Below are 25274 nucleotides of genomic sequence, written 5' to 3'. Positions count from 1 at the left end.
CTCTCCAGAAATTTACTGACCTCACAGGATATTCCTTAGAGGACTTCCCAACATTTTTGTATATATCAAGAATGGATATCTTCATCATCACATATAAGGATATTGTTATGAGTAAATATGTTGTTTCAACGGTGTTGGCCAGCACGCTTATGGCTGCACTCTCTCTGCCGGTATTTGCAGCGAATGATTCTGGTACGGTAAATTTCGCCGGAAAAATTGTGGCGGATACCTGTGAAATTGATGTTGATGGCTCGGGGTCCAATACTTCCACCGTCACATTTGCAGATACTTATCCTTCTGATTTTGGCACTGACGGTCAGGTCGGGACGTCGAAGGCCTTTAAGATTGAAGTGAAAAAATGCGATCCGCTGGTTGCCAAACTGAACCTCAAGTTCAGCGGCACCACAACGGATGCGGAATACAAGCGCCTGAAGAACGATCTTTCCGGCGCTGGCAATGCGACCAACGTTGGCATCATTGTCAGTAATGAAAATGGGACTAAGGGGGACGTGGTTTTCAACGGATCAGAACCGGAAGCCGGTACCGATGTTGCGAACGATGCCACTGGCGCCACAGCATCTGTCTTTAATTACACCGCGAAAGTTATTCAGGTTGGTGATAACAAACCAACAGCAGGTCACTACTCCTCATCTGCAACGTTCGAGGTTGTTTATCGCTAAATCTATTTTGGCAGCCTGAAAGGGCTGCCTTCTGGAACGTAGTATGAATTATTTATTAAAATTGTTAGGTGGATGTTTGATTATCTCTTGCTGTTCAGTACAGGCAAGTGTGGTTCTCGGTGGCACGCGAATTATTTATCCATCGAATAAATCCGAAGTACAAATAGCACTAAAAAATAAAGACCCTCATACTCGATATCTGGTGCAAAGCTGGGTGAGTTACCCCAATGATGCAAAAGCACCTTTCATCATTACGCCGCCTGTCTATAAATTACAGGAAAATCGTCAGACCCTTTTGCACATCATTTTTACCGGCGATAAAAAAAATCTGCCCGCAGATCGCGAATCTTTATTTCTGGCGAATGTGAAATCCGTCTCGGCGTTATCACCTGACTTAAAAGACAAGAATACGCTGCAATTCGCGATGAAAACGCGTCTGAAGCTGTTCTGGCGCCCTGCTGATTTGAAAGAAGCCGATGCCCTTCAGGCCTATGAAAAAATCACCTTCCGCCGCCAGGGTAACAGGCTCATTGCGAAAAACCCAACGCCGTTTTACGTCTCCTTTGGCGAGCTGGCCGTGGGCGGGAAAAGTGTCCCTGTGACTGACACAAAAACCACGCCGGGGGCAATTTCAATGATGGTCGCACCTTTCAGCGAGCAATATTTTTCTGTGCCTCAATCTGCAAACGGGCCCGTGACGTGGACTGCTATTAGCGATTTCGGCGCGCAAACCTCCCAGCGCAAGCAGGCTCTTTAAACACACAATGCTGGTACCCTATGTCGTCATCTCCACTCTACAAACAGGTTCTGAAGGGAATCGCGTTAGCGCTGCTCGCGATGATCCAGCCTGTGAGTGCAGATGACGAATTTAACCTGCGGATCCTTGAGATGGACACTCCGCTGGAAAACACCTCAACGCTAAAAAATTTCATCAATGATAATGGCTTACTGCCGGGAAACTTTCTGACGACCATTATGTGGGATCGGGATGTTCTGGATAAACGCACGGTGAGTTGGATCTTGTCTGACGATAAGCAGCGCCTGTTACCGGAGCTGACCAAAGCGGATCTGCGTGCATTAGGGGTAAAAGTCGACACGATCCCGGACATGAAAGATCTGGATGATGCGGCGATAATCGATGACATCTCCCATTTTATTGATAATGCCCGCTACGATTACGACCAGGATAATCAGACCCTCAAGCTGGTGATCCCGCAAAAATACCGCGATCAGGCTGCGGCCGGGGCTATCGAGCCGAAATTCTGGGATGACGGTGCTCCCGCCGCCTGGACAAGCTACCAGTTTAGCGGCTCTCAGCAGCACTACCGTTCTGGTGAAACGTCATCTGTATGGCTTGGTCTGGAGTCGGGGATCAACCTCGGGGCGTGGCGGTTGCGTAACAACAGCACCTGGAGTGACAACGCCGGTTGGGATGCAATCGCCAGTACGCTGCAACGTGATATCAAAACCCTGCAAAGCCAGCTTGAGATAGGCCAGACGTACACTAACGGCGAGCTTTTCGACAGCGTCCAAATGACCGGCGTGAAGCTGGAAACGGATACTTCCATGCTGCCCACCAGCCAGCAGGGGTTTGCCCCCGTGGTGCGTGGTATCGCAAATAGCGATGCAAAAGTCACCATCAGGCAAAACGGCTACACCATTTATCAAAGCAACGTCTCCCCGGGGCCATTTGAGATCCGCGATTTAAGCCAGGTCACATCCGGCGCGGATCTGGAGGTGACGGTGGAAGAGGCCGACGGCAGCGAACACAGCTTCATCCAGGCCAGTGCATCGGTTCCGGTGCTACAGCGGGAAGGAGCATTTAAATATTCGCTGGCGGCAGGGCGTTATCGCGGTAATGAAGGTGAGGACGAGCCCCCTTTTCTGCAAGGGACGGTCATTTACGGCCTGCCTTATGGCGTAACAACATACGCCGGCGCGCTCCTTGCATCGTCGTATCAGGCTATGCTGGCGGGAACAGGGGCCGATCTTGGCCGTTTCGGATCGGCATCCGTGGATGTGACCGCCGCCCGTACGGCTTTTGATGATGGACGAGATGATGCCCGCGGGATGTCATGGCGTGCGCAGTATTCCAGGGATATTCCGGATACAGACACCACCGTGACGCTTGCCAGCTACCGTTATTCCACCTCAGGGTTTTATACCTTTCAGGAAGCTGTCGACCAGCGTGACAGCGAGATTGACGATGGGATTTATACCTATCGGCGAACCAATAATCGGCGCAGCCGCATGCAGGTTAATCTTTCCCAACGCGTTTCGGACTGGGGATCGGCTTACCTTAATGGCTATCAGCAGGATTACTGGAACATGGCGGGACACGAGCGCAGCGTCAGTGCGGGGCTAAGCTCCGGCTGGCGCGGTATAACCTGGTCGGTAAGCTACAGCCTGACGCGTACGCCGGACGCCAATACCGATCGGCAAATGGCGTTGATGGTCAACGTACCTCTTTCACGCTGGCTAGCGAACGCATGGTCAACTTACAGCGCCAACACTGCCAGCGGTGGATTCGTTTCGCATCAGGTAGGGATCGGCGGCACGGCACTTGAGAACAATAACCTCAGCTATAACCTCCAGCAGACCTATGCCAGTCACGATACTGGCTATGGTGGCAGTGTATCCGGGCGCTACCGGGGATCTGCCGGTGATGTCGGGCTGGGGTATAACTACGGGGGCGATAACCGACAGTGGAACTACAGCGCGCAGGGTTCAATTGTTGCGCATGAACATGGAGTAACCCTGGGGCAATCCGTCCGCGACGCCTTTGCCATTGTCCATATCAAAGATGGCGATAACGTCAAAGTACAGAACGGGCGAGGGATCTACACCGATCGCTTTGGTAACGCGATTGTCCCTTCCCTGACGGCCTACCGGAAAAACGGTATTACGGTCAACACCCAGGATCGTGAAGATATTGAAATTGCCGCCGCTACCCAGGATGTTGTCCCAACAAAAGGTGCGGCCATCTCAGCGAATTTTGATGCACGAGTGGGGAAGCGTGCGCTTATCACGCTGCTTTTCCACGGCAAGCCGGTACCTTTCGGCGCCATTGTCACGCAGGAAAGTGCAACGGCTATCGTCGGTGATGAAGGAGAAGTCTGGCTTACCGGTCTGCATGAAGCGGTTTCCCTGAATGTGCAGTGGGGTGACGGGCGCGATCAACGGTGTGCGTGGGCGGGGGATCTCCCTCCCGGGCGCTCAGCAACTATTTTGAAAATGACGGTAAATTGCCAATGAGGCGTAGCAAAGAACTATTCATCAGCGCAATGGCTGGCCTAATCATGCTGTTTTCAGCTCCGGCATTCGCAACTTGTACATTTACGGGAGGCGGAAGTAGCGGGGGAATTGTTACCTTCAACATTCCCGCTGTCATCCAGCTTGAGCCAGACGTTCAGGTCGGTACCATTATTTATGACGCCAGTGTGGAATCAGGTGAAATTGCGCAAAGATGTGATGGTGATTCCGTTCGGGTACGTAGAGGCTATCTCTCATTGAGTGATGCTGATGCACGTGAAGATGTTTTACCCGGAGTGTATAAAACCAACGTGGCCGGGATTGGCATTCGCGTTGCAGCGTCTACAACCCAGTTCCCCAGCTATACCGAAGAAGACATTATCAGGCCGGAAACTTATCTTGGCACGATCAGAAGCTTTTCAACGAATTACAATTTCCGGGCTACCGCTCAGTTGATCGTTATTGGTGAAGTCGAAGAGGGCGATCTTAATACGTCCCTGTTAACCTCACATGAAACTTACGATAACGACGTGATAGGCGAAATTCGCTTTTCACCAACCAGTGTGCACATTACGACAAACACCTGTAACCTGGCGGATAAAAACATCTACGTGCCGCTGGAAACGGTCAATGCGCACGATTTTAACGGTCAGTATTCTGACATCCTGACCGACAGTCGTTTCAGGATTGATATTACGGACTGCGCCGCCGGGACAAAAATTGATTATCAGTTCACCAGTGCAGGGTCGACTGGCGTAACGGATGGCAATATCCTCAATATTGCTACCGGAGACAACGCTGCAAGCGGCGTAGGCATTCAAATCCTCGACAAGAACGATGCGGTGTTACAGTTCGACCAGAGCTACACGGCAATAACCCGTAGCCAGGACAACGTCCCGGTTGAGATCCCACTCAAAGCCCGTTACATCAAAACGGGAGAGGTTAAAGCCGGGAAAGTCGACGCCGTCGCGACTTTCGAACTCTTCTATCGTTAAGCCCACCGGCCCGTTTCGGCGGGCTTTAGCGATCATTTCGCTAACTTCATTAACCCTCTATTTTCATCTGGTTAATTCTTAAACCCTTAAATCTTGTAGGGCCGCATACTGCTTGCTATGCAGCCAACGTTTCGCATATTATTCTGCGGTCATAATAATAATTCTCGTTTACGTTATCATTCACTTTTCCATCAGAGATCCATCATGGCGCTTTCCAATACTGCTCAGCCAATTAACACGTCGCTGCGTAAAATCGCGGTCGTCGTAGCCACAGCGGTTGCCGGCATGTCTGCTTATGCTCATGCCGCCGAAACCCCGAAAAAAGAAGAAACCATTACTGTTACTGCCGCACCGGCTGCGCAGGAGAGTGCCTGGGGGCCTGCACCGACGATTGCAGCAAAGCGCACTGCAACGGCGACGAAAACCGATACACCGATCGAGAAAACCCCGCAGTCCATTTCCGTGGTCACACGTGAAGAGATGGACATGAAACAGCCGGGGACGGTTAAACAGGCGCTGGCCTACACGCCGAGCGTTTTCGCAACGCGCGGCGCCTCCACGACCTATGACGTGGTTTCTATTCGTGGTTTTACGACCTCCAGTACAGTGAACACCAACCAGTATCTGGACGGTATGAAGCTGCAAGGGGATAACTACTCTGAAGCGTCGATGGACCCATACTTCCTGGAGCGCGTAGAGCTGCTGCGAGGCCCGACGTCCGTACTGTATGGAAAAAGCCACCCTGGCGGCGTAGTGAGTATGGTCAGCAAGCGTCCAACCACGGAACCGTTAAAAGAAATTCAGTTCAAAATGGGGACGGATAACCTGTGGCAGACTGGGTTTGACTTCAGCGACGCGATTGATGATAACGGCGTGTGGTCCTACCGTCTGACCGGCCTGGGACGCAGTGAAAATGCGCAGCAGGAGATGGTGAAGTCTACTCGTTACGCGATTGCGCCGTCTTTCAGCTGGCGTCCTGATGATAAAACCGATTTCACTTTCCTGAGCAACTTCCAGAGCGATCCGGATGCGGGTTACTACGGCTGGCTGCCGCGTGAAGGTACCGTTGTGCCTTACTATGATGCTAACGGAAAGGCGCACAAACTGCCGACCGATTTCAACGAAGGCGATGAAGACAATAAGATCTCCCGTCGTCAGAAAATGGTGGGTTACAGCTTCGCGCATGAATTCAACGACACCTTCACCGTGCGTCAGAACCTGCGTTATACCAAAATCAATACGCTTTACCGTTCAGTTTACGGTAATGGCTATATCGCTCCGGCCCAGATCAGCCGTGCGTACGTGCGCTCAGATGAAGACCTCAACTCGTTCACGGTTGATACACAGCTCCAGTCGAAATTCGCGACCGGTGCCGTTGACCATACGCTGCTGACGGGGGTGGATTACCTTCGTATGCGCAATGATATTGATGCTGACTACGGTACCGCCGATCCGATCAGCATGAACAATCCGCAGCACGGCAATGCGAACGTCAATGTGAACTTCCCGTATGCCATGCTCAATCGTCAGGAGCAGACCGGGCTCTATGCGCAGGATCAGGCGGAATGGGATAAGTGGGTACTCACCATGGGTGGCCGCTATGACTTTGCAAAAACGTCTGCCTTTAACCGTAATAACGGGACCACCGCGGAAATTAACGATCAGGCATTTACCTGGCGCGGGGGGATTAACTACCTGTTCGACAACGGGATTACCCCATACTTCAGCTACAGTGAATCCTTTGAACCGCTCTCTGGCACCACCCAGGGCGGCAAACCGTTCGATCCGGCGCGCGGCAAGCAGTATGAAGCGGGCGTGAAGTATGTTCCGAAAGATCTGCCTGTTGTGGTGACGGCCGCGGTATATCAGCTGACCAAGAACAACAACCTGACCGCCGATCCGGCGAACCCGACCAGCGGCTTTAGCGTGCAGGGCGGTGAAATTCGCTCCCGTGGCTTTGAGCTGGAAGCGAAAGCGGCGGTGTCGGCTAACGTGAACGTAACGGCGGCCTACAGCTACACCGATGCGGAATATACCCATGATACCTGGTATGAAGGTCGTCGTCCGGCAGAAGTACCGCGCAACATGGCATCCCTGTGGGCGGATTACACCTTCCACGAGACGGCGCTGAGTGGCCTGACCGTCGGTGCGGGCGCGCGTTACATCGGTAACACGGTGACGTACTACTCCTCAGCGTCGCCTAAAGCCTATGAGTCCTTTAACGTCGCGGGTTATGCCCTGGCGGATGCGACCGTGAAATACGATCTGGCGCGCTTCGGTCTGCCGGGATCTTCCGTCGGCGTCAACGTGAACAACATCTTTGACCGTGAATACGTCTCCAGCTGCTACAGCGAGTATGCATGCTACTGGGGAGCAGGACGCCAGGTTGTTGCCACCGCGACCTTCCGCTTCTAACCTCTTTATGGGCACGGTTCGCCGTGCCCTTTTTATTTAAGTTGGCTGACATGCAGGATAATAAAACGCAATCCGACTCCACCTTCACGCTTAACAATCTCTCCTTTCGCGTACCCGGGCGCACCTTGCTGCATCCGCTCTCTTTGACGTTTCCCGCAGGTAAAGTGACCGGTTTAATCGGGCACAATGGTTCCGGTAAATCGACGCTGCTGAAGATGCTGGGTCGTCATCAGCCGCCGTCCGAGGGCGACATATTGCTGGATGACCAGCCGCTGGCGAGCTGGAGCAGTAAGGCCTTTGCCCGCAAGGTGGCCTATCTGCCGCAGCAGTTGCCGCAGGCTGAGGGGATGACGGTGCGCGAGCTGGTGGCGATTGGACGTTATCCGTGGCACGGTGCGCTCGGGCGTTTTGGCGTCGCTGACAGAGAGAAAGTGGAAGAGGCGATCGCGCTGGTTGGGTTAAAACCGCTGGCGCACCGTCTGGTGGATAGCCTGTCCGGTGGCGAGCGTCAGCGCGCATGGATCGCGATGCTGGTGGCGCAGGACAGCCGCTGCCTGCTGCTCGACGAACCCACTTCGGCGCTGGATATTGCTCATCAGGTTGACGTCCTGGCGTTGGTGCATCGCTTAAGTCAGCAGCGCGGCCTGACGGTGATTGCCGTTCTGCATGATATCAACATGGCGGCACGCTATTGCGACTACCTGGTAGCGCTGCGCGGCGGTGAAATGATCGCTCAGGGTACCCCTGCCGAACTGATGCGCAGCGAAACGCTGGAACATATCTACGGTATTCCTATGGGCATCCTGTCTCACCCAGCCGGGGCTGCACCCGTGAGCTTTGTCTACTGATGCTGGATTTAACATTCATTAGCCGCCGTCGCCTGCTGACGGCCATGGCGCTCTCACCGCTGCTGTTAAAGATGGGCCCGGCCCGCGCTGCCGCTATCGATCCGCACCGCATCGTGGCGCTGGAGTGGTTGCCCGTCGAACTGATGATGGCGCTTGGCGTGACGCCTTACGGCGTGGCCGATATTCCCAACTACACCCTGTGGGTGAATGAGCCAAAACTGCCGGACTCCGTCATCGACATTGGCCTGCGTACGGAGCCGAACCTTGAGCTTCTCACCCAGATGAAACCGTCTTATTTATTCTGGTCTGCGGGGTATGGCCCGTCGGAAGAGACCATGGCGAAGATTGCGCCCGGACGGGGCTTTTCCTTTAGCGACGGCAAAAAGCCGCTGACCATGGCAAAAAATTCCATCCACGAGATGGCGCAGTTTCTCAACCGTGAGGCTCAGGCGAAAAAACATCTCGATGAATTTGATGCGCTGATTGATTCCCTCAAGCCGCGCTTTGCCCACCGTGGCGATCGGCCTTTGCTGATGGTAACCCTGCTGGATGCCCGCCATATGCTTGTCTTTGGAAATAACTGTCTGTTCCAGGAAGTGCTCGACAGCTTTGGCATTCGCAATGCCTGGGAAGGCGAGATGACATTCTGGGGCAGTACCGCCGTGGGTATTGACCGTCTGGCGGCGTTTCGTGATGTGGACGTGCTGTGCTTCGATCACGGGAACGAGCGCGAGATGCAAACCCTGATGGCGACCCCGCTCTGGCAGGCAATGCCGTTCGTCCGCGAGCAGCGCTTCCTGCGCGCGCCAGCGGTATGGTTCTACGGCGCGACGCTGTCGGCAATGCATTTTGCCCGCGTGCTGGACAATGCACTGGGAGGCAAGGCATGAGCACGCGTATGGCTCGTTTCCCAATGTTGCTGTTAGCGCTCATTTTTCTGGCTGCCCTGATGTTAACCGGCTTTAACCTGAGCACGGCGTTACCGCGCGATCAATGGGCAGCCGCGTTTGCCGCACCGGATATCGATAATATTCAGCAAATGCTGTTCCACTACAGCCTGCTGCCGCGTCTGGCTATCTCCCTGCTGGTCGGGGCGGGACTGGGACTGGTGGGCGTACTGTTTCAGCAGGTGCTGCGTAACCCGCTGGCAGAGCCGACCACGCTGGGCGTGGCGACGGGGGCTCAGCTGGGGATCACCATCACCACTCTCTGGACCCTGCCGGGAGCGTTAACCTCGCAGTTTGCCGCGCTGGCAGGCGCATGTGTGGTCGGTGCGCTGGTCTTTGGCGTGGCCTGGGGAAAACGTCTCTCGCCGGTCACGCTGATCCTCGCGGGGCTGGTCGTCAGCCTCTACTGTGGGGCGATCAACCAGCTGCTGGTGCTGTTTCACCACGACCAGCTGCAAAGCATGTTTATGTGGAGTACCGGCACGCTCACCCAGACCGACTGGAGTATCGTCCAGCGCCTGTGGCCGCAGCTGTTCGGCGGCGTGGTGCTGACGCTGCTGCTGCTGCGTCCGCTGACGTTGATGGGCCTCGATGACGGCGTGGCGCGCAATCTGGGGCTGGCGCTGTCGCTGGCGCGTCTGGCGGCCCTGACCCTGGCGATTGTGCTGAGTGCGTTACTGGTTAACGCCGTCGGCATCATCGGTTTTATCGGCCTGTTTGCGCCGTTGCTGGCAAAAATGCTCGGCGCACGCCGTCTGCTGGCGCGGCTGATGCTGGCTCCGCTGATTGGCGCGCTGATCCTCTGGCTTTCCGACCAACTCATTCTCTGGCTGGCGCGCGTCTGGATGGAAGTTTCCACGGGCTCGGTGACGGCCCTGATCGGCGCGCCGCTGCTGCTGTGGCTGTTGCCGCGCCTGCGCAGCATTAGCGCCCCGGCAATGGATGCCGGCGATAAAGTACATGCCGAACGTCAGTCGGTGGTGTGGTTCAGCCTTGCCGGGCTGGCGGTGCTGGTTATCGCCTCGTTTGCCGCACTCTCGCTGGGACGTGACGCCACGGGCTGGCACTGGGCGACGGGGGATTTGCTGCATGAACTCATGCAGTGGCGCTGGCCGCGGATCTTCTCCGCGCTGATTGCGGGCGTCATGCTGGCGGTGGCCGGCTGTATTATCCAGCGTCTCACCGGCAACCCGATGGCAAGCCCGGAAGTATTAGGGATCAGCTCCGGAGCCGCGTTTGGCGTAGTGTTAATGTTGTTCCTCGTGCCGGGAAATGCGTTCGGCTGGCTGATGCCTGCCGGGAGTATCGGCGCGGCAGTCACGCTGATGATTATCCTGATCGCCTCCGGGCGAGGGGGGTTCTCACCTCACCGCATGCTGCTGGCCGGGATGGCGCTCAGCACCGCGTTTACTATGCTGCTGATGATGTTGCAGGCGAGCGGCGATCCGCGCATGGCGCAGATCCTGACCTGGATTTCCGGTTCAACGTACAACGCCACCGGCAGTCAGGTGGTGCATACCGGGATTGTGATGATCGTGCTGCTGGCGATTGTGCCGCTGTGCCGTCGCTGGATGACCATTCTGCCGCTGGGTGGAGATACCGCCCGCGCGGTCGGGGTGGCGCTGACGCCAACGCGTATCGCCCTGTTGCTGCTGGCCGCGTGCCTGACGGCGACGGCCACCATGACTATCGGCCCGCTCAGTTTTGTCGGATTAATGGCGCCGCACATCGCCCGTATGATGGGCTTCCGCAGGACTTTGCCGCATATCGTGATCTCTGCGCTGACGGGCGGAGCGATCCTGGTTTTTGCTGACTGGTGCGGAAGGATGGTGCTGTTCCCGTATCAGATCCCGGCGGGCCTGCTGTCGACCTTTATCGGCGCGCCGTACTTTATATATCTGTTGAGAAAGCAGAGTCGGTAATAAAAGTAAACGGCAATCCTTAGATTGCCGTTTTCGTGTTTGCTCCCTCTCCCAAGGGAAGATGGAGAACATCGTAGGCCGGGTAAGCGTTAGCGCCACCCGGCAATGCCCTTAGAGCTTCGCAAACACCTTACGCGCTGCGTCGATGGTGTTATTGATATCTTCTTCGCTGTGCGCCACGGACATAAAGCCCGCTTCAAACGCTGACGGCGCAAGATACACGCCTTCTTCCAGCATCAGATGGAAGAAGCGTTTGAAGCGTTCCACGTCGCATTTCACCACGTCCTGATAGCAGGTCACGGTTTTCGCATCGGTGAAGAAAATCCCGAACATCCCGCCGACGTGGTTTACCACCAGCGGAATACCCGCGTCTTCTGCGGCTTCCAGCAGGCCGTTTGCCAGCTGCGTCGTCCGGTCCGTCAGGGTTTCGTGGATACCCGGCTGCGCCACTTCGGTCAGACAGGCAAAGCCCGCCGCCATCGCAATCGGGTTACCGGAGAGCGTACCCGCCTGGTAAACCGGACCGGTTGGCGCCAGCGCGTCCATCACGTCCTTACGGCCGCCAAACGCGCCGACAGGCATGCCGCCGCCAATGATTTTGCCGAGGCAGGTCAGATCCGGCTCAACGCCGTAGTATGACTGCGCCCCCGCCAGCGCGACGCGGAAACCGGTCATCACTTCGTCGATGATCAGCAGCGCGCCGAACTCATCGCACAGCGCGCGCAGGCCCGGCAGGAAATCCGGCTGCGGTGGAATACAGTTCATGTTGCCCGCCACCGGTTCAACGATGATGCAGGCGATCTCCTGCGGATACTGCTCGAACGCGGCGCGAACGGTGTTCAGATCGTTATAGGTGCAGGTCAGCGTGTGTTTCGCGAAATCAGCCGGCACCCCCGGGGAGTTCGGTTGACCGAGCGTCAGCGCGCCGGAACCGGCTTTTACCAGCAGGCAGTCGGCGTGGCCGTGATAACAACCTTCGAACTTGATGATCTTGTCACGACCGGTAAAACCGCGCGCCAGACGGATAGCGCTCATGGTCGCTTCGGTACCGGAGTTCACCATACGCACCATGTCCATCGTTGGCACCAGCTCGGTGACCAACTCCGCCATTTTGACTTCCATCTCGGTTGGCGCGCCGAAGCTCAGGCCGCGCTGAGCGGCTTCAATCACCGCGTTGCGGATCGCCGGGTGGTTGTGCCCCAGTACCATCGGGCCCCAGGAGCCGACGTAATCGACATAGGCTTTACCATCCACATCATACAGATATGCCCCATCCGCACGTTCGATAAACAGCGGGGTGCCACCCACGCCGGTAAAGGCGCGCACGGGTGAATTCACGCCGCCTGGGATAAGCTCGCGGGCTGCGCTGTAGAGGTTTTCAGACTTGCTCATGGCGTCGTTCCTGGTTCGTAGAAATAAGTTAAGGCAACTATTCTAAGTGATTCGGAAGAGGTTATAAAATTTTTGCCCCTCAGAAGGCTTAACAATTGTTAAGTATTTTTCAGGGGACGAGGGGATTGTCTCTGGTAGAATCCCTGCGCCTTTTGTATGACGAAACAGAACAGGTAATGAACGAGAACACACCTTCTTTTGAACAACAACAGTTTACGCGCGCGAAGCACCGGGTCAGTATCCGGCGGCTGCTCAACCGTGACAAAACCCCGTTAGCCATTCTGCTGGCAGCCGCCGTGGTCGGTACGCTGGCCGGGCTGGTGGGGGTCGCATTCGAGAAAGCGGTCAACGCGGTGCTCAACTGGCGCATAGGTACCGTCGCCAGCTTTGCCGATCGGGAATGGCTGGTCTGGGTGTGGGCCTTTGGCCTTTCGGCGCTGTTTGCCATGGTGGGGTATTTTCTGGTGCGTAAATTCGCACCTGAAGCAGGTGGCTCGGGGATCCCTGAAATTGAGGGGGCGCTGGAGGAGCTACGCCCGGTTCGCTGGTGGCGGGTGCTTCCTGTGAAATTTATCGGCGGGATGGGAACCCTCGGGGCGGGCATGGTGCTCGGTCGGGAAGGGCCAACGGTACAGCTGGGCGGTAACGTCGGGCGCATGGTCGGCGATCTGCTCCGTATGCGCAGCGCCGAAGCACGGCATACGCTGCTGGCGACGGGGGCCGCAGCGGGGCTGTCTGCGGCGTTTAACGCGCCGCTGGCGGGTATCCTGTTTATCATTGAAGAGATGCGTGCCCAGTTCCGCTACAACCTGATCTCCATTAAAGCGGTGTTTACCGGCGTGATTATGTCGAGCATTGTCTTTCGCGTCTTTAACGGCGAAGGAGCGGTGATTGAAGTTGGCAAGCTGACCAATGCGCCGGTCAATACTTTATGGCTGTATCTGGTTCTTGGGATGATTTTTGGCGTCGTCGGCCCGCTTTTTAACACCCTGATTTTACGGGCGCAGGATATGTTTCAGCGCATCCATGGCGGAAATACCACGAAATGGGTGCTGGTGGGAGGCCTGCTTGGCGGCGTGTGCGGGATCCTCGGCTTCATCGAACCGAATGCGGCGGGCGGCGGTTTCGGCCTGATTCCCATTGCCGCGGCGGGGAATTTCAGCGTAGGCCTGCTGCTGTTTATGTTTATTTCACGCGTCATCACCACGGTATTGTGCTTCTCCTCTGGCGCCCCGGGCGGCATTTTTGCTCCGATGCTGGCACTGGGGACGCTGCTGGGTACGGCGTTCGGGATGGCGGCGGCGGCAGGTTTCCCGGCCTACCATCTGGAGGCGGGGACGTTTGCGGTTGCGGGAATGGGGGCGCTGCTGGCGGCCTCCCTGCGCGCGCCGCTGACCGGGATCGTACTGGTGCTGGAAATGACCGACAATTACCAGCTCATTTTGCCAATGATCATTACCTGTCTCGGCGCGACACTATTAGCCCAATTCCTGGGTGGAAAACCGCTATACTCCACCATTCTTGCCCGTACCCTGGCGAAACAGGAAGCTGAACAGGCCCTGAAGCAGAATACTTGAATGAATTACCAGGGTATTAGATAATGACAAAAAGAATTGGGTGATTTTTGCCCAATAGCAGTCGCAGTATTCATGGGAGCATAAGATGAGTGATGACGTAGCGTTGCCGCTGGAATTTACCGAAGCAGCAGCGAAAAAAGTGAAAACCCTGATTGCCGACGAGGACAATCCGGATCTGAAACTGCGTGTTTATATTACCGGCGGCGGCTGTAGTGGCTTCCAGTATGGTTTTACCTTTGACGATCAGGTTAACGATGGTGATATGACTATCGAGAAACAGGGCGTCGCGCTGGTGGTTGACCCGATGAGCCTGCAATATCTGGTGGGCGGTTCAGTGGACTACACTGAAGGTCTGGAAGGTTCGCGCTTTGTGGTGACTAACCCGAATGCGACCAGCACCTGCGGGTGTGGTTCTTCGTTCAGTATTTAAGCCTGAATGCAGATTGTAGGCCCGGTAAGCGAAGCGCTACCGGGCTTATAAACGACGCCTATCTTGAATTTTCATCCAGCGCAAACGTCGGCAGCTTCAGGTGCCAGCGTATCGCCGCTAAACGGATCACCAGCGTGACCACCATCCCCAGCATCGCCGCATTCTCCAGCGGGACAGCAAAGGTGTAATACGCCGTGGCGTGAACAATCCCCCCGATGATACAGGCCGTCGCGTAGATTTCCGTTCGCAGGATCATCGGGACTTCTCGCGCCAGTATGTCGCGAATAATCCCTCCGCCCACGCCGGTTAACACGCCCATACAGATCGCCACCAGCGGGCCAGTCCCGGCAATAAAGGCTTTATTCACCCCTATCCCCACAAAGACTGCCAGACCGACGGCATCCAGCACCGGTAATATCCATTTTGGCAGTCTGCGAGGCTGACGAACCAGCACGATGGTTAACAGGCAGGTGACCATCGCCACCACCAGATCCGTGGGATCTTTTACCCAAAATACCGGGCCATTTGCCAGCGCCATATCGCGGATCGTTCCGCCTCCCACTGCCGTAACGACGCCGAGTACCAGTACGCCAAAAGGGTCCATGCGCAGTTTTCCGGCAAGCAAAACGCCGGAGATAGCAAAAACGGCTGTGCCAAGAATATCCAGCCAATACACGAGCATCGTTAAATCCTCGAAGGGGGTATTTATCTGTTTGAGTGACTCTCTGCCAGTTCGGCGCAGAGTTGTTTTGCGGCGAGGATAATACGCGGGCTGGCGCGTTCAAACCAGTCGCTGTTGAGTGCGATGACCGGAATTTTAAGCTGCCGATGCCAGAATTGTTCTATTTTAGGAATCTCGCTCGCATTTCCGACCACCACAATGGCCTGCGGTTGTCGCGCAAGAACCTGCTCACGACTGACCTGGGGCCAGGGAACCCGGCTTTCTGCAAAGATATTTTCACCTCCACAGGTTTCAAGCACCTGGTTCTGGATCGAGCCTTTCCCGGTAGTGAACAGCGGCTGACTGCCAAATTGCAGAAAAACGCGTTGTTTCGGTTGCGTGCCGTATCGGGCTTTTAGCGCGGCATAGTCGTTGAGCATCTGCTGTGCAGCCTGCCCGGCGCGTTGGGGGGTAGGGCTGAAAGGCGCGAGGTCACGGAGGGTTTGCGCCACCTGTTCGATGCTCACCGCGTCCACCCATTTCACCGTTATTCCCAGCGAAGAGAGCTGGTTCACCTGCCGTTCGGCATTACCGCCGCGCCAGGCGAGGACCAGATCGGGCTTTAGCGCCACGATGCGTTCCAGGTTCATTCCCTGCCAGGTGGCAACCTGTTCGATATGGGCGGCCTGCGGTGGATAATCGGAAAAGCTGCTCACCGCAACGGGCGTGATCCCGGCGGCAAACGCCAGTTCCGTATTGGCAGGGGAGAGAGTGATCACCCGCGGCGCGGCGATGAGCCAGGCCGGAGCGAGCAGAAGCAGGGCGACCAGCGCCCTGAATGACACCTTACCCACGCGCCAGTTTCTGCACCAGGGTTTCCACCATCACGGTGGACTGTTTGGCCGCAACGGCCAAGAATTCGTCGAAGCTGATGTGGGACTGCTGGTCCGCCACGTCAGAGATCGCGCGAACGACCACGAACGGCACGCTGAAGTTATGGCATACGTGCGCGATGGCTGTGGCTTCCATCTCCACGGCCACAGCCTGCGGGAAGTTATGACGGATTTTCGCCAGACCGACAGAGCCGTTGATAAAGGCATCGCCGCTGACGATCAGGCCACGCACCGCATTGAGGTTCAGCTCGTTAATGCAGCTTTCAGCGGCGGCAATCAGCTTATCATCCGCTTTAAACCCGGCCGGGCAGCCCGGAAGCTGACCATATTCGTAGCCGAATGCGGTGACATCTGCATCGTGATAACGCGCTTCGTCGGAAACCACGATATCGCCCACTTTCAGCGTCGGCGCCAGACCGCCCGCAGAACCCGTATTAATGATAACGTCAGGCTTGCAGCGCTCAAGCAGCAGGGTCGCGCCCAGTGCCGCTGCAACTTTACCGATGCCTGATTTCAGCAGAGCCACGTCAACACCGTTCAACTGGCCGGTGTAGATCTCACAGCCACCGAGGGAGAGGGTCTGACGGTTCTCAATTTTGTCACGCAGCAGCGTAACTTCTTCTTCCATTGCACCAATAATGCCGATTTTCATAGATTTACTCGCGATGTGCCTTGTTAAGATGCATAGTCTATCATGCGGTTAAGGGGAAACGCATTCTCACGCGGGGGAGCACATGGCACCAATCGATTTTCGCACCAAAATTAACTGGCACCGACGTTTCCGTTCGCCACAGGGCGATAAGAGCGAACATGAGATCCTGCGCATTTTCGAAAGCGATCGCGGACGCATCATCAACTCGCCCGCTATCCGTCGGTTACAGCAAAAAACCCAGGTGTTCCCGCTGGAGCGTAACGCCGCGGTGCGTACGCGGTTAACGCACTCCATGGAAGTGCAGCAGGTGGGGCGCTACATTGCGAAAGAGATCCTCAGTCGCCTTAAAGAGCAACGTCTGCTGGAAACCTACGGACTGGATGAACTGACCGGGCCGTTCGAAAGCATCGTTGAGATGGCCTGCCTGATGCACGATATCGGCAATCCTCCCTTTGGTCATTTCGGCGAGGCCGCCATCAATGACTGGTTTAAACAGCGGCTTTTTCCCTCTGACGCCATAAGCCAGCCGCTCAGCGATGACCGCTGTGTGGTACGCGATTTATGCCTGCGTGAAGGCGAAGATAGCCTGAACGATCTGCGCCGTAAGGTGCGCCAGGATCTGTGTCATTTCGAAGGTAACGCGCAGGGGATCCGTCTGGTGCACTCCCTGATGCGGATGAATCTGACCTGGGCCCAGGTGGGCTGTATTCTTAAATACACGCGTCCCGCATGGTGGACCGGAGAAACGCCCGCCACGCATAGCTACCTGATGAAAAAACCGGGCTATTACTTATCGGAAGAAGCATACATCGCGCGGTTGCGTAAAGAACTGTCTCTGACCCCTAATGGCCGTTTTCCATTGACATGGATTATGGAAGCGGCTGATGACATTTCTTATTGCGTGGCCGATCTGGAAGACGCGGTGGAAAAAAGAATATTCAGCGTCGAGGAGCTGTATCAGCATCTTCATGATGCCTGGGGAGAGCATGAAAAAGGTTCTCTGTTTGCGCAGGTCGTCGAGAATGCCTGGGATAAATCGCGTTCAAATTCGCTGAGCCGCAGTACCGAAGATCAGTTCTTTATGTATTTGCGGGTGAACACGCTGAATAAACTGGTGCCGTATGCGGCCGCCCGTTTCATTGATAATTTGCCGATGATATTTAGCGGGGAATTTAATCACGCCCTGCTGGAAGATGAGAGCAGTTTTAGTCAGCTTCTTGAATTATATAAAAACGTGGCTGTTCGCCATGTTTTCAGCCACCCGGATGTCGAACAGCTGGAGCTGCAAGGATACCGGGTTATCAGCGGGTTGCTGGAGATTTATGGCCCGCTGCTCCAGCTGACGGTCGATGAGTTCAGTGAGCTGGTCGAAAATGAACGTGTTCGCCGCCTGCCGATTGAATCTCGTCTCTATCAGAAGCTTTCAACCCGCCACCGGCTGGCATACATTGAAGCCGTCAGTAAAATAGAACGCCATTCTTCCCAATGGCCAGTCATGGAATATTATTATCGCTGTCGTCTTATCCAGGACTATATCAGCGGGATGACAGATTTGTATGCCTGGGATGAATACCGCAAGCTTATGGCCGTTGAATAAGCCATGAGTTTTGTAAAGACGACCAATAAATTTTTACTTTTTCCATAAACTTAATCCCGGAACTAAGCGGTATAAAACGAATCTGAGTTACACAGCAATTTTGCGTTATCTGGTAAATCGAGATTGAGAAACATGAAAAAAACCACATTAGCAATGAGTGCACTGGCTCTGAGTTTAGGTTTAGCGCTGTCCCCTCTGGCGATGGCGGCCGAGACAGCTTCCTCGGCAGCGACTGCGCAGCAGATGCCAAGCCTGGCCCCGATGCTCGAAAAAGTGATGCCATCGGTGGTGAGTATTAACGTTGAGGGCAGCACGACCGTCAATACGCCGCGTATGCCGCGTAATTTCCAGCAGTTCTTCGGCGATAATTCGCCATTCTGCCAGGACGGTTCGCCATTCCAGAGCTCCCCGTTCTGTCAGGGCGGCGGCGCAGGGGATGACGGCATGGGCGGCGGCCAGCAGCAGAAATTCATGGCACTCGGCTCGGGCGTGATTATTGATGCAGCGAAAGGCTACGTGGTGACCAATAACCACGTGGTAGATAATGCTAACACCATTAAGGTGCAGATGAGCGATGGCCGTAAATTCGATGCCAAAGTGGTTGGTAAAGACCCGCGCTCCGACATCGCGCTGATTCAAATCCAGGATCCGAAGAACCTGACGGCGATTAAGCTTGCCGACTCTGACGCGCTGCGCGTGGGTGACTACACCGTCGCCATCGGTAACCCATTTGGTCTGGGCGAAACCGTGACCTCGGGTATCGTCTCTGCGCTGGGACGTAGCGGCCTGAATGCGGAAAACTATGAAAACTTCATTCAGACGGATGCGGCCATTAACCGTGGTAACTCCGGCGGTGCGCTGGTTAACCTGAACGGTGAGCTGATCGGTATCAACACCGCTATCCTGGCACCGGACGGTGGCAACATCGGTATCGGCTTTGCTATCCCGAGCAACATGGTGAAAAACCTGACTGCGCAGATGGTGCAATATGGACAGGTGAAACGCGGTGAGCTGGGGATCATGGGTACCGAACTGAACTCCGAGCTGGCGAAAGCGATGAAAGTGGACGCTCAGCGCGGCGCATTCGTAAGCCAGGTCATGCCGAACTCTTCGGCGGCGAAAGCCGGCATTAAAGCGGGTGACGTGATCACCTCTCTGAACGGTAAGCCGATCAGCAGCTTTGCCGCCCTGCGTGCGGAAGTGGGTTCTATGCCAATCGGCAGTAAAGTGACCCTCGGCCTGCTGCGTGAAGGTAAGCCGGTTAACGTGAGCCTGGAACTGCAACAAAGCAGTCAGAATCAGGTCGATTCCAGCACCATCTTCAGCGGTATTGAAGGTGCCGAGATGAGCAACAAAGGGGCAGATAAAGGCGTGGTGGTGAACAACGTGAAAGCGAACTCACCTGCTGCCCGTATCGGCCTGAAAAAAGGTGATGTGATCATGGGCGCTAACCAGCAGCCGGTGAAAAACATCGCTGAACTGCGCAAAATTCTCGACAGCAAGCCTTCTGTGCTGGCACTGAATATTCAGCGTGGTGATACCTCTATTTATCTCCTGATGCAGTAATCTTCTTAAACCCCTGTTCGCAGGGGCTTTCTCTTTTCTGTGACCTTTCCCACAACTCCATACATCTCTCTCTGCCTCTGGGCATCTGCACAATGCAGCCTTAGCTGAACTTCCCTATGCTTGAGCTCTGCTCACGGGAGGGTTATATGGCTGGCTGGCATCTTGATACCAAAATGGCGCAGGATATCGTGGCGCGAACCATGCGCATCATTGATACCAATATCAACGTAATGGATGCCCGCGGGCGCATTATCGGCAGCGGCGATCGTGAGCGTATTGGGGAATTGCACGAAGGGGCGTTGCTGGTGCTCTCTCAGGGGCGCGTGGTCGACATCGATGACGCCGTGGCGAAACATCTGCACGGGGTCCGTCAGGGGATCAACCTGCCGCTGCGTCTGGAAGGAGAGATTGTTGGCGTTATCGGTCTGACCGGCGACCCTGAATCGCTGCGTAAATACGGCGAGCTGGTCTGCATGACGGCGGAGATGATGCTGGAGCAGTCGCGTCTGATGCACCTGCTCGCCCAGGACAGCCGCCTGCGTGAAGAGCTGGTGATGAATTTGATTCAGGCTGAGGAGCACACGCCTGCCCTGAGCGAATGGGCGCAGCGTCTGGGTATCGACCTGAATCAGCCGCGCGTGGTCGCCGTTATTGAGGTGGATAGCGGCCAGCTTGGTGTGGACAGCGCCATGGTGGAGCTACAGCAGCTGCAAAACATGCTGGCGACGCCGGAGCGTAACAACCTGGTGGCGATTGTCTCTTTGACGGAAATGGTGGTGCTCAAGCCTGCGCTTAATCAGTTTGGTCGCTGGGACGCGGAAGATCATCGTCGCCGCGTTGAGCTGCTAATCGAGCGCATGAAGGAGAACGGACAGCTCCGTTTTCGCGTCGCGCTGGGAAATTACTTTACCGGGCCGGGAAGCATCGCTCGTTCATGGCGAACGGCGCGCACCACCATGATGGTGGGTAAACAGCGCATGCCGGAGAGCCGCAGTTATTTCTATCAGGATCTGATGCTGCCGGTCCTGCTCGACAGCCTGCGCGGCGGCTGGCAGGCCAACGAGCTGGCGCGTCCGCTGGTGCGTCTGAAAGCAATGGACAACAACGGGCTGCTGCGCCGCACGTTGCAGGCGTGGTTCCGGCATAACGTGCAGCCGCTGGCAACGTCAAAAGCGCTGTTTATTCACCGTAATACGCTGGAGTATAGGCTAAACCGGATCTCGGAACTGACGGGGCTGGATTTAGGGAATTTTGACGACCGGCTACTGCTGTATGTGGCGTTGCAGCTGGATGAACAGAGATGATGCTGTTTGCCGGGTGGCGGCTTCGCCTTACCCGGCCTACATGTGTTCGTAGGCCCGGTAAGCGAAGCGCCACCGGGCAATAAAACGGCTCATTTGTTACGCGTCAATTTCTCAAGATCCGCTTCAATCTCGCTGATCTTATTGGTGACTACGCTTTCCAGGTGACGCAGGTCGTCAAGGATCTTACGTTTCAGATCGACTTCGCTGCGATCGCGCTGGCAGATTTGATCGAGTTCGTCGATCACGTAGCGCAGGTTAGGGCTGATTTCCTGTACTTCTTTATATCCCTGACCGATACCGTCAGCGACAACGGTCTTACGCTGGCGAGGGTATTTAAACTTCACGCTTTTGGCGAAGAACTCTCCTTTGTCCTTGTGAAAATAGATTTTCAAAATATCGTTATTGGCTTCCTGGCGGAGACTATAACGATCAATTTCATCAGGATTGGTAATGCCCAGACTTTTCAGATTATCGTACATAGCGGTACCCTTGATCTCAACATAACCTATGAATAATTAACGAAAAAATCTATTTTCGCCACCTTCGGATATAAAAAAAGCGGGGTTGCCCCCGCTTTTTGTTATACCCGATTAATCGATGGTGCGCAGCAGTTCATTGATGCCCACTTTACCGCGCGTTTTCGCGTCCACTTTTTTCACGATGACCGCGCAATACAGGCTGTATTTGCCATCTTTAGACGGCAGGTTGCCGGAAACCACAACGGAACCGGCTGGAACGCGGCCGTAGTGAATTTCACCGGTTTCGCGATCGTAAATACGGGTGCTCTGGCCAATATAAACGCCCATGGAGATCACAGAACCTTCTTCGACGATCACGCCTTCAACCACTTCGGAACGTGCGCCGATGAAGCAGTTGTCTTCGATGATGGTTGGGTTAGCCTGAAGTGGCTCCAGAACGCCACCGATGCCCACACCGCCGGACAGGTGAACGTTTTTACCGATCTGCGCGCAGGAGCCGACGGTAGCCCAGGTGTCCACCATGGTGCCTTCGTCAACGTAGGCGCCGATGTTCACGTAGGATGGCATCAGCACGGTGTTGCGTGCGATGAAGGCACCCTGACGAACGGCCGCCGGTGGTACTACGCGGAAGCCCTCTTTCTGGAAGCGCGCTTCGTCGTAATCCGCAAATTTCATTGGCACTTTATCGAAGTAGCGGCTTTCTGCTCCGTCGATAACCTGGTTATCGTTGATGCGGAAAGAGAGCAGCACAGCTTTCTTCAGCCATTGATGAGTAACCCACTGACCGTCGATTTTTTCTGCCACGCGCAGCGCGCCGGAATCCAGCAGGGAAATAACCTGGTTTACCGCTTCACGGGTCACGGTATCCACATTTGCCGGAGTGATGTCGGCGCGACGCTCAAAAGCGGACTCAATAACGTTCTGTAACTGCTGCATTGTTTACTCTTTCCATTTCACTAAAAAACACGTCACCCTTTATCGTTTGGATTGAGGGCTGCTGTCAACCGTTGTTGCACTTCAAGTTGCAGGTCATTATTAAGGGCACGCCGGTCGGCCGTCGCGATTATAAATAAATCTTCTACTCGTTCGCCAATGGTTGTAATTCGGGCGCCGTGAAGCGAAATTCCCAGATCGGCAAAAACCTGACCGACGCGGGCGAGCAGCCCTGGCTGGTCGAGCGCAATCAGCTCAAGGAACGATTTACGGTCGGTATGGGTCGGCAGGAAATTGACCTCGGTATCGACGGTAAAGTGGCGCAGTTTTGCCGCCTGACGACGCGGCTGCGGAGGTTGCCAGCTGCGCTGGGTAATGGCCTGCTCAAGGCCAAAGCGTATCCCCTCATGCCTGTCCGACGACAGCGGGCTGCCGTCCGGCTCCAGCACAATAAAGGTGTCCATCGCCATGCCGTCGCGGGTGGTAAAAATCTGCGCGTCGTGCACGCTCAGGTTACGCCTGTCCAGCTCGGCACAGACCGCTGCAAACAAATAAGGCCGGTCCGGGCTCCAGATGAAAATTTCCGTCCCGCCGCGCGTGGCCTGCGGGCTGAGCAGAATCATCGGTTTTGTCAGGTCGTGCTTCAGCAGATGCCGGGCGTGCCAGGCAAGCTGGTTTGGGCTGTGGCGCACAAAGTAGTTGGCGCGACAGCGCGCCCAAATCTGATGCAGCGCCTCTTCGTTGATGTTATCCATGCGCAGCAGAGCCAGCGCCTGCAACTGATGGTGGCGCACACGCTCACGCATGTCGGGGGTGTTCTGCATCCCGCGACGCAGCTGTTTTTCGGTGGCGAAGTAGAGTTCGCGCAGCAGGCTCTGCTTCCAGCTGTTCCACAGGGTTTCGTTGGTGGCGCAGATATCGGCTACCGTCAGGCAGACCAGGTAGCGCAGGCGGTTCTCCGTTTGCACTTCCTCGGCGAACTGCTTGATCACTTCCGGATCCTGAATATCACGACGCTGAGCGGTAACTGACATCAGCAGATGATGGCGAACCAGCCAGGCGATAAGCTGCGTTTCACGCGAGTTCAGGCCGTGCAGCTCGGCAAATTTCAGCACGTCCTGGGCGCCGAGTACGGAGTGGTCGCCGCCGCGACCTTTGGCGATATCATGGAACAGGGCGGCGATCAGGATCAGCTCCGGGTGCGCCAGACGTGGCCACAGATCAACGCACAGCGGATGGCGGGATCGCGTCTCTTCCTTAGCGAAGCTTTCCAGCTTCAGCATGACGCGGATCGTGTGCTCATCCACCGTATAGGCGTGAAACAGGTCGAACTGCATCTGTCCGACAATATGCGACCACTGGGGCATATAGGCCCACAATACGCTGTGACGGTGCATCGGCAGCAGACCGCGGCTGACGGCGCCCGGATGACGAAGCATGCTCAGGAACAGCGAGCGCGCCTCCGGGATGTAACACAGCGGCTGCTTCAGATGACGTCGTGCATGGCGCAGATGACGCAGGGTAGTGGAGTAGATCCCGGTGATCGTGCTGTTGCGCACCATGGTGTAGAACATTCGCAGGATCGCTTCCGGTTCGCGGATGAACAGCGTTTCGTCGCGCAGATCGATAAGCGTGCCGCGCAGCTGAAATTCGTCATCAATCGGACGCGGTTTTTCGTCTGCCGTCAGCGCGAGGATCGCCTCATCGAACAGCTGCAACAGCATCTGGTTCAGTTCAGAGACGCGGCGGGTGACGCGGAAGAAATCCTTCATCATTTGCTCGACCGGCTCGTTGCCCTCGCCCTGGTAATTCAGGCGCTGCGCCACGCTGAGCTGTCGGTCAAACAGCAGGCGATTATCGTAGCGGGTGACTTCCAGGTGCAGGGCAAAACGGATGCGCCACAGCAGATGCAGACACTCATTGAGTTCGTTACGTTCGGCTTCGGTCAGAAAACCAAACCCGACCATTTCGTCCAGCGATGTTGCCCCAAAATGGCGACGGGCGACCCATTGCAGCGTGTGGATATCGCGCAGGCCACCGGGGCTGCTTTTAATATCCGGTTCGAGATTATAGCTGGTACCGTGATAGCGCTGGTGGCGCTGGTTTTGTTCTTCGACTTTCGCGGCGAAGAATTTTTCCGAAGGCCAGAAGCCATCGCTAAAGATGTGCTTTTGCAGTTCGAGGAACAGCGCCACGTCGCCAATCAGCAGGCGGGTTTCAATCAGGTTGGTGGCGACGGTCAGGTCGGATAACCCTTCCAGCAGACACTCTTCCAGCGTGCGTACGCTGTGGCCCACTTCCAGCTTTACGTCCCAGAGCAGGGTCAACAGTTCACCGATTTTCTGCGCCCGATCGTCCGGCAGTTTTTTACGGCTTAAGATCAGCAGGTCGATATCAGAGAGCGGATGTAGTTCACCCCGGCCATAGCCGCCGACCGCAACCAGCGCGACGTCGCTCACCTGTCCGAAACCGTAGTCGATCCACAGACGTTGCAGGAGCTGGTCGATAAATTCGGTGCGCGCTTCAATGAGCTGCTCGGCCGAAACGCCTGCGTCAAATGCGCTACCCAGCCAGCGATGGAAAACCTCCATGTGGGCTTTGATATGCGCGCAGGTCAGCTCATGCGGTGGCCAGACGCCCGGGTTATCAGGCTGGTCGGGGAGGGTGGGAAGTGCTGTGTTAGCATACTGTTCGGGTAAGAGATTACTCATCGTGCGCCACCCATAAGAAA

The 25274-nt window shown here is 55.7% G+C and carries 20 protein-coding genes; 13 read left to right on the top strand and 7 right to left on the bottom strand.

The features are described 5' to 3' along the window. The first annotated feature begins 71 nt into the window (after positions 1-71). The 8 genes from SK58_RS19930 to fhuB all read left to right on the top strand — a co-directional run bounded on the left by SK58_RS19930 (position 72) and on the right by fhuB (position 11059). Positions 72-680: a fimbrial protein gene (locus SK58_RS19930; RefSeq protein WP_015572710.1), complete on the top strand. Its 609-nt coding sequence runs from the start codon at positions 72-74 to the stop codon at positions 678-680. Positions 681-723: 43 nt separating this feature from the next. Beyond that, complete coding sequence (locus tag SK58_RS19925) at positions 724-1437, top strand: fimbrial biogenesis chaperone (protein WP_032682231.1); 714 nt, start codon at positions 724-726, stop codon at positions 1435-1437. Between the two features lie 20 nt (positions 1438-1457). Then, complete coding sequence (locus SK58_RS19920; RefSeq protein WP_047728719.1) at positions 1458-3935, top strand: fimbria/pilus outer membrane usher protein; 2478 nt, start codon at positions 1458-1460, stop codon at positions 3933-3935. Between the two features lie 44 nt (positions 3936-3979). After that, positions 3980-4927 carry a fimbrial protein gene (locus SK58_RS19915; protein ID WP_223826492.1) on the top strand — a complete coding sequence of 316 codons (948 nt, stop codon included), beginning with the start codon at positions 3980-3982 and terminating at the stop codon, positions 4925-4927. A gap of 204 nt (positions 4928-5131) precedes the next feature. Next, positions 5132-7342 carry a ferrichrome porin FhuA gene (gene fhuA, locus SK58_RS19910; RefSeq protein ID WP_015572711.1) on the top strand — a complete coding sequence of 737 codons (2211 nt, stop codon included), beginning with the start codon at positions 5132-5134 and terminating at the stop codon, positions 7340-7342. Positions 7343-7392: 50 nt separating this feature from the next. Beyond that, positions 7393-8190: a Fe3+-hydroxamate ABC transporter ATP-binding protein FhuC gene (gene fhuC / locus SK58_RS19905; protein ID WP_017383746.1), complete on the top strand. Its 798-nt coding sequence runs from the start codon at positions 7393-7395 to the stop codon at positions 8188-8190. Continuing rightward, positions 8190-9080 (top strand): Fe(3+)-hydroxamate ABC transporter substrate-binding protein FhuD, encoded by an 891-nt coding sequence (gene fhuD, locus SK58_RS19900; RefSeq protein ID WP_017383745.1) that lies wholly within the window; start codon positions 8190-8192, stop codon positions 9078-9080. Before fhuC ends, fhuD begins: the two co-directional genes overlap by 1 nt. Continuing rightward, positions 9077-11059: a Fe(3+)-hydroxamate ABC transporter permease FhuB gene (fhuB, locus tag SK58_RS19895; protein WP_017383744.1), complete on the top strand. Its 1983-nt coding sequence runs from the start codon at positions 9077-9079 to the stop codon at positions 11057-11059. The genes fhuD and fhuB overlap by 4 nt, the downstream gene beginning before the upstream one ends. 111 nt (positions 11060-11170) lie before the next feature. On the opposite strand, the gene hemL is transcribed toward fhuB, so the two are convergent. Further along, positions 11171-12451: a glutamate-1-semialdehyde 2,1-aminomutase gene (gene hemL / locus SK58_RS19890; protein ID WP_015572714.1), complete on the bottom strand. Its 1281-nt coding sequence runs from the start codon at positions 12449-12451 to the stop codon at positions 11171-11173. A gap of 176 nt (positions 12452-12627) precedes the next feature. Between hemL and clcA the strand changes: the two genes are divergently transcribed. Continuing rightward, a complete protein-coding gene (gene clcA / locus SK58_RS19885; protein WP_045142230.1) occupies positions 12628-14028 on the top strand; it encodes a H(+)/Cl(-) exchange transporter ClcA in 1401 nt (466 codons plus the stop codon). A gap of 85 nt (positions 14029-14113) precedes the next feature. After that, a complete protein-coding gene (gene erpA / locus SK58_RS19880; RefSeq protein ID WP_003856230.1) occupies positions 14114-14458 on the top strand; it encodes an iron-sulfur cluster insertion protein ErpA in 345 nt (114 codons plus the stop codon). A gap of 58 nt (positions 14459-14516) precedes the next feature. On the opposite strand, the gene SK58_RS19875 is transcribed toward erpA, so the two are convergent. Genes SK58_RS19875 through mtnN form a run of 3 tightly spaced genes read right to left on the bottom strand, consistent with a single transcriptional unit; the run spans position 14517 to position 16664 of the window. Further along, positions 14517-15140 carry a TRIC cation channel family protein gene (locus tag SK58_RS19875; RefSeq protein WP_003856227.1) on the bottom strand — a complete coding sequence of 208 codons (624 nt, stop codon included), beginning with the start codon at positions 15138-15140 and terminating at the stop codon, positions 14517-14519. A gap of 23 nt (positions 15141-15163) precedes the next feature. Further along, the gene (gene btuF / locus SK58_RS19870) at positions 15164-15973 is read right to left on the bottom strand and encodes a vitamin B12 ABC transporter substrate-binding protein BtuF (protein WP_017383741.1); all 810 of its coding nucleotides are present in this window, start codon (positions 15971-15973) and stop codon (positions 15164-15166) included. Then, positions 15966-16664, bottom strand: coding sequence for a 5'-methylthioadenosine/S-adenosylhomocysteine nucleosidase (gene mtnN, locus SK58_RS19865; protein ID WP_003856223.1), 699 nt, complete (start codon positions 16662-16664; stop codon positions 15966-15968). The genes btuF and mtnN overlap by 8 nt, the downstream gene beginning before the upstream one ends. An 82-nt stretch (positions 16665-16746) precedes the next feature. Between mtnN and dgt the strand changes: the two genes are divergently transcribed. The 3 genes from dgt to SK58_RS19850 all read left to right on the top strand — a co-directional run bounded on the left by dgt (position 16747) and on the right by SK58_RS19850 (position 21131). Then, a complete protein-coding gene (gene dgt / locus SK58_RS19860; RefSeq protein WP_045344480.1) occupies positions 16747-18261 on the top strand; it encodes a dGTPase in 1515 nt (504 codons plus the stop codon). A 132-nt stretch (positions 18262-18393) separates the two neighbouring features. Further along, positions 18394-19827: a serine endoprotease DegP gene (degP, locus tag SK58_RS19855; RefSeq protein ID WP_023303104.1), complete on the top strand. Its 1434-nt coding sequence runs from the start codon at positions 18394-18396 to the stop codon at positions 19825-19827. Between the two features lie 146 nt (positions 19828-19973). Further along, complete coding sequence (locus tag SK58_RS19850) at positions 19974-21131, top strand: CdaR family transcriptional regulator (RefSeq protein WP_003856217.1); 1158 nt, start codon at positions 19974-19976, stop codon at positions 21129-21131. Positions 21132-21220: 89 nt separating this feature from the next. On the opposite strand, the gene SK58_RS19845 is transcribed toward SK58_RS19850, so the two are convergent. The 3 genes from SK58_RS19845 to glnD all read right to left on the bottom strand — a co-directional run bounded on the left by SK58_RS19845 (position 21221) and on the right by glnD (position 25254). Continuing rightward, on the bottom strand, positions 21221-21610 hold the full coding sequence (locus SK58_RS19845) for a DUF3461 family protein (protein ID WP_015572719.1): 390 nt from the start codon (positions 21608-21610) through the stop codon (positions 21221-21223). Positions 21611-21721: 111 nt separating this feature from the next. After that, positions 21722-22546, bottom strand: a complete 825-nt coding sequence (gene dapD / locus SK58_RS19840; RefSeq protein ID WP_003856214.1) for a 2,3,4,5-tetrahydropyridine-2,6-dicarboxylate N-succinyltransferase — start codon at positions 22544-22546, stop codon at positions 21722-21724. Positions 22547-22578: 32 nt separating this feature from the next. Beyond that, complete coding sequence (gene glnD / locus SK58_RS19835) at positions 22579-25254, bottom strand: bifunctional uridylyltransferase/uridylyl-removing protein GlnD (protein WP_003856210.1); 2676 nt, start codon at positions 25252-25254, stop codon at positions 22579-22581. Positions 25255-25274 lie beyond the last annotated feature (20 nt).

The sequence above is a fragment of the Enterobacter sp. BIDMC93 genome (assembly GCF_001037805.1).
Classification (GTDB): Bacteria; Pseudomonadota; Gammaproteobacteria; order Enterobacterales; family Enterobacteriaceae; genus Enterobacter; species Enterobacter hormaechei_C.
The sequence above is the reverse complement of the archived record's forward strand: the minus strand, read 5'-3'. Positions and strand labels throughout refer to the sequence as shown.

What these genes read in the sequence shown, in the direction of transcription:
- SK58_RS19920 (WP_047728719.1), top strand. Translation starts at nt 1,458, where the DNA reads ATGTCGTCATCTCCACTCTACAAACAGGTTCTGAAGGGAATCGCGTTA.
- glnD (WP_003856210.1), bottom strand. Translation starts at nt 25,254, where the DNA reads ATGAGTAATCTCTTACCCGAACAGTATGCTAACACAGCACTTCCCACC.
- SK58_RS19915 (WP_223826492.1), top strand. Translation starts at nt 3,980, where the DNA reads ATGCTGTTTTCAGCTCCGGCATTCGCAACTTGTACATTTACGGGAGGC.
- SK58_RS19875 (WP_003856227.1), bottom strand. Translation starts at nt 15,140, where the DNA reads ATGCTCGTGTATTGGCTGGATATTCTTGGCACAGCCGTTTTTGCTATC.
- mtnN (WP_003856223.1), bottom strand. Translation starts at nt 16,664, where the DNA reads ATGAAAATCGGCATTATTGGTGCAATGGAAGAAGAAGTTACGCTGCTG.
- clcA (WP_045142230.1), top strand. Translation starts at nt 12,628, where the DNA reads ATGAACGAGAACACACCTTCTTTTGAACAACAACAGTTTACGCGCGCG.
- fhuA (WP_015572711.1), top strand. Translation starts at nt 5,132, where the DNA reads ATGGCGCTTTCCAATACTGCTCAGCCAATTAACACGTCGCTGCGTAAA.
- fhuB (WP_017383744.1), top strand. Translation starts at nt 9,077, where the DNA reads ATGAGCACGCGTATGGCTCGTTTCCCAATGTTGCTGTTAGCGCTCATT.
- fhuC (WP_017383746.1), top strand. Translation starts at nt 7,393, where the DNA reads ATGCAGGATAATAAAACGCAATCCGACTCCACCTTCACGCTTAACAAT.
- SK58_RS19850 (WP_003856217.1), top strand. Translation starts at nt 19,974, where the DNA reads ATGGCTGGCTGGCATCTTGATACCAAAATGGCGCAGGATATCGTGGCG.
- hemL (WP_015572714.1), bottom strand. Translation starts at nt 12,451, where the DNA reads ATGAGCAAGTCTGAAAACCTCTACAGCGCAGCCCGCGAGCTTATCCCA.
- dapD (WP_003856214.1), bottom strand. Translation starts at nt 22,546, where the DNA reads ATGCAGCAGTTACAGAACGTTATTGAGTCCGCTTTTGAGCGTCGCGCC.
- SK58_RS19845 (WP_015572719.1), bottom strand. Translation starts at nt 21,610, where the DNA reads ATGTACGATAATCTGAAAAGTCTGGGCATTACCAATCCTGATGAAATT.
- dgt (WP_045344480.1), top strand. Translation starts at nt 16,747, where the DNA reads ATGGCACCAATCGATTTTCGCACCAAAATTAACTGGCACCGACGTTTC.
- fhuD (WP_017383745.1), top strand. Translation starts at nt 8,190, where the DNA reads ATGCTGGATTTAACATTCATTAGCCGCCGTCGCCTGCTGACGGCCATG.
- erpA (WP_003856230.1), top strand. Translation starts at nt 14,114, where the DNA reads ATGAGTGATGACGTAGCGTTGCCGCTGGAATTTACCGAAGCAGCAGCG.
- degP (WP_023303104.1), top strand. Translation starts at nt 18,394, where the DNA reads ATGAAAAAAACCACATTAGCAATGAGTGCACTGGCTCTGAGTTTAGGT.
- SK58_RS19930 (WP_015572710.1), top strand. Translation starts at nt 72, where the DNA reads ATGGATATCTTCATCATCACATATAAGGATATTGTTATGAGTAAATAT.
- SK58_RS19925 (WP_032682231.1), top strand. Translation starts at nt 724, where the DNA reads ATGAATTATTTATTAAAATTGTTAGGTGGATGTTTGATTATCTCTTGC.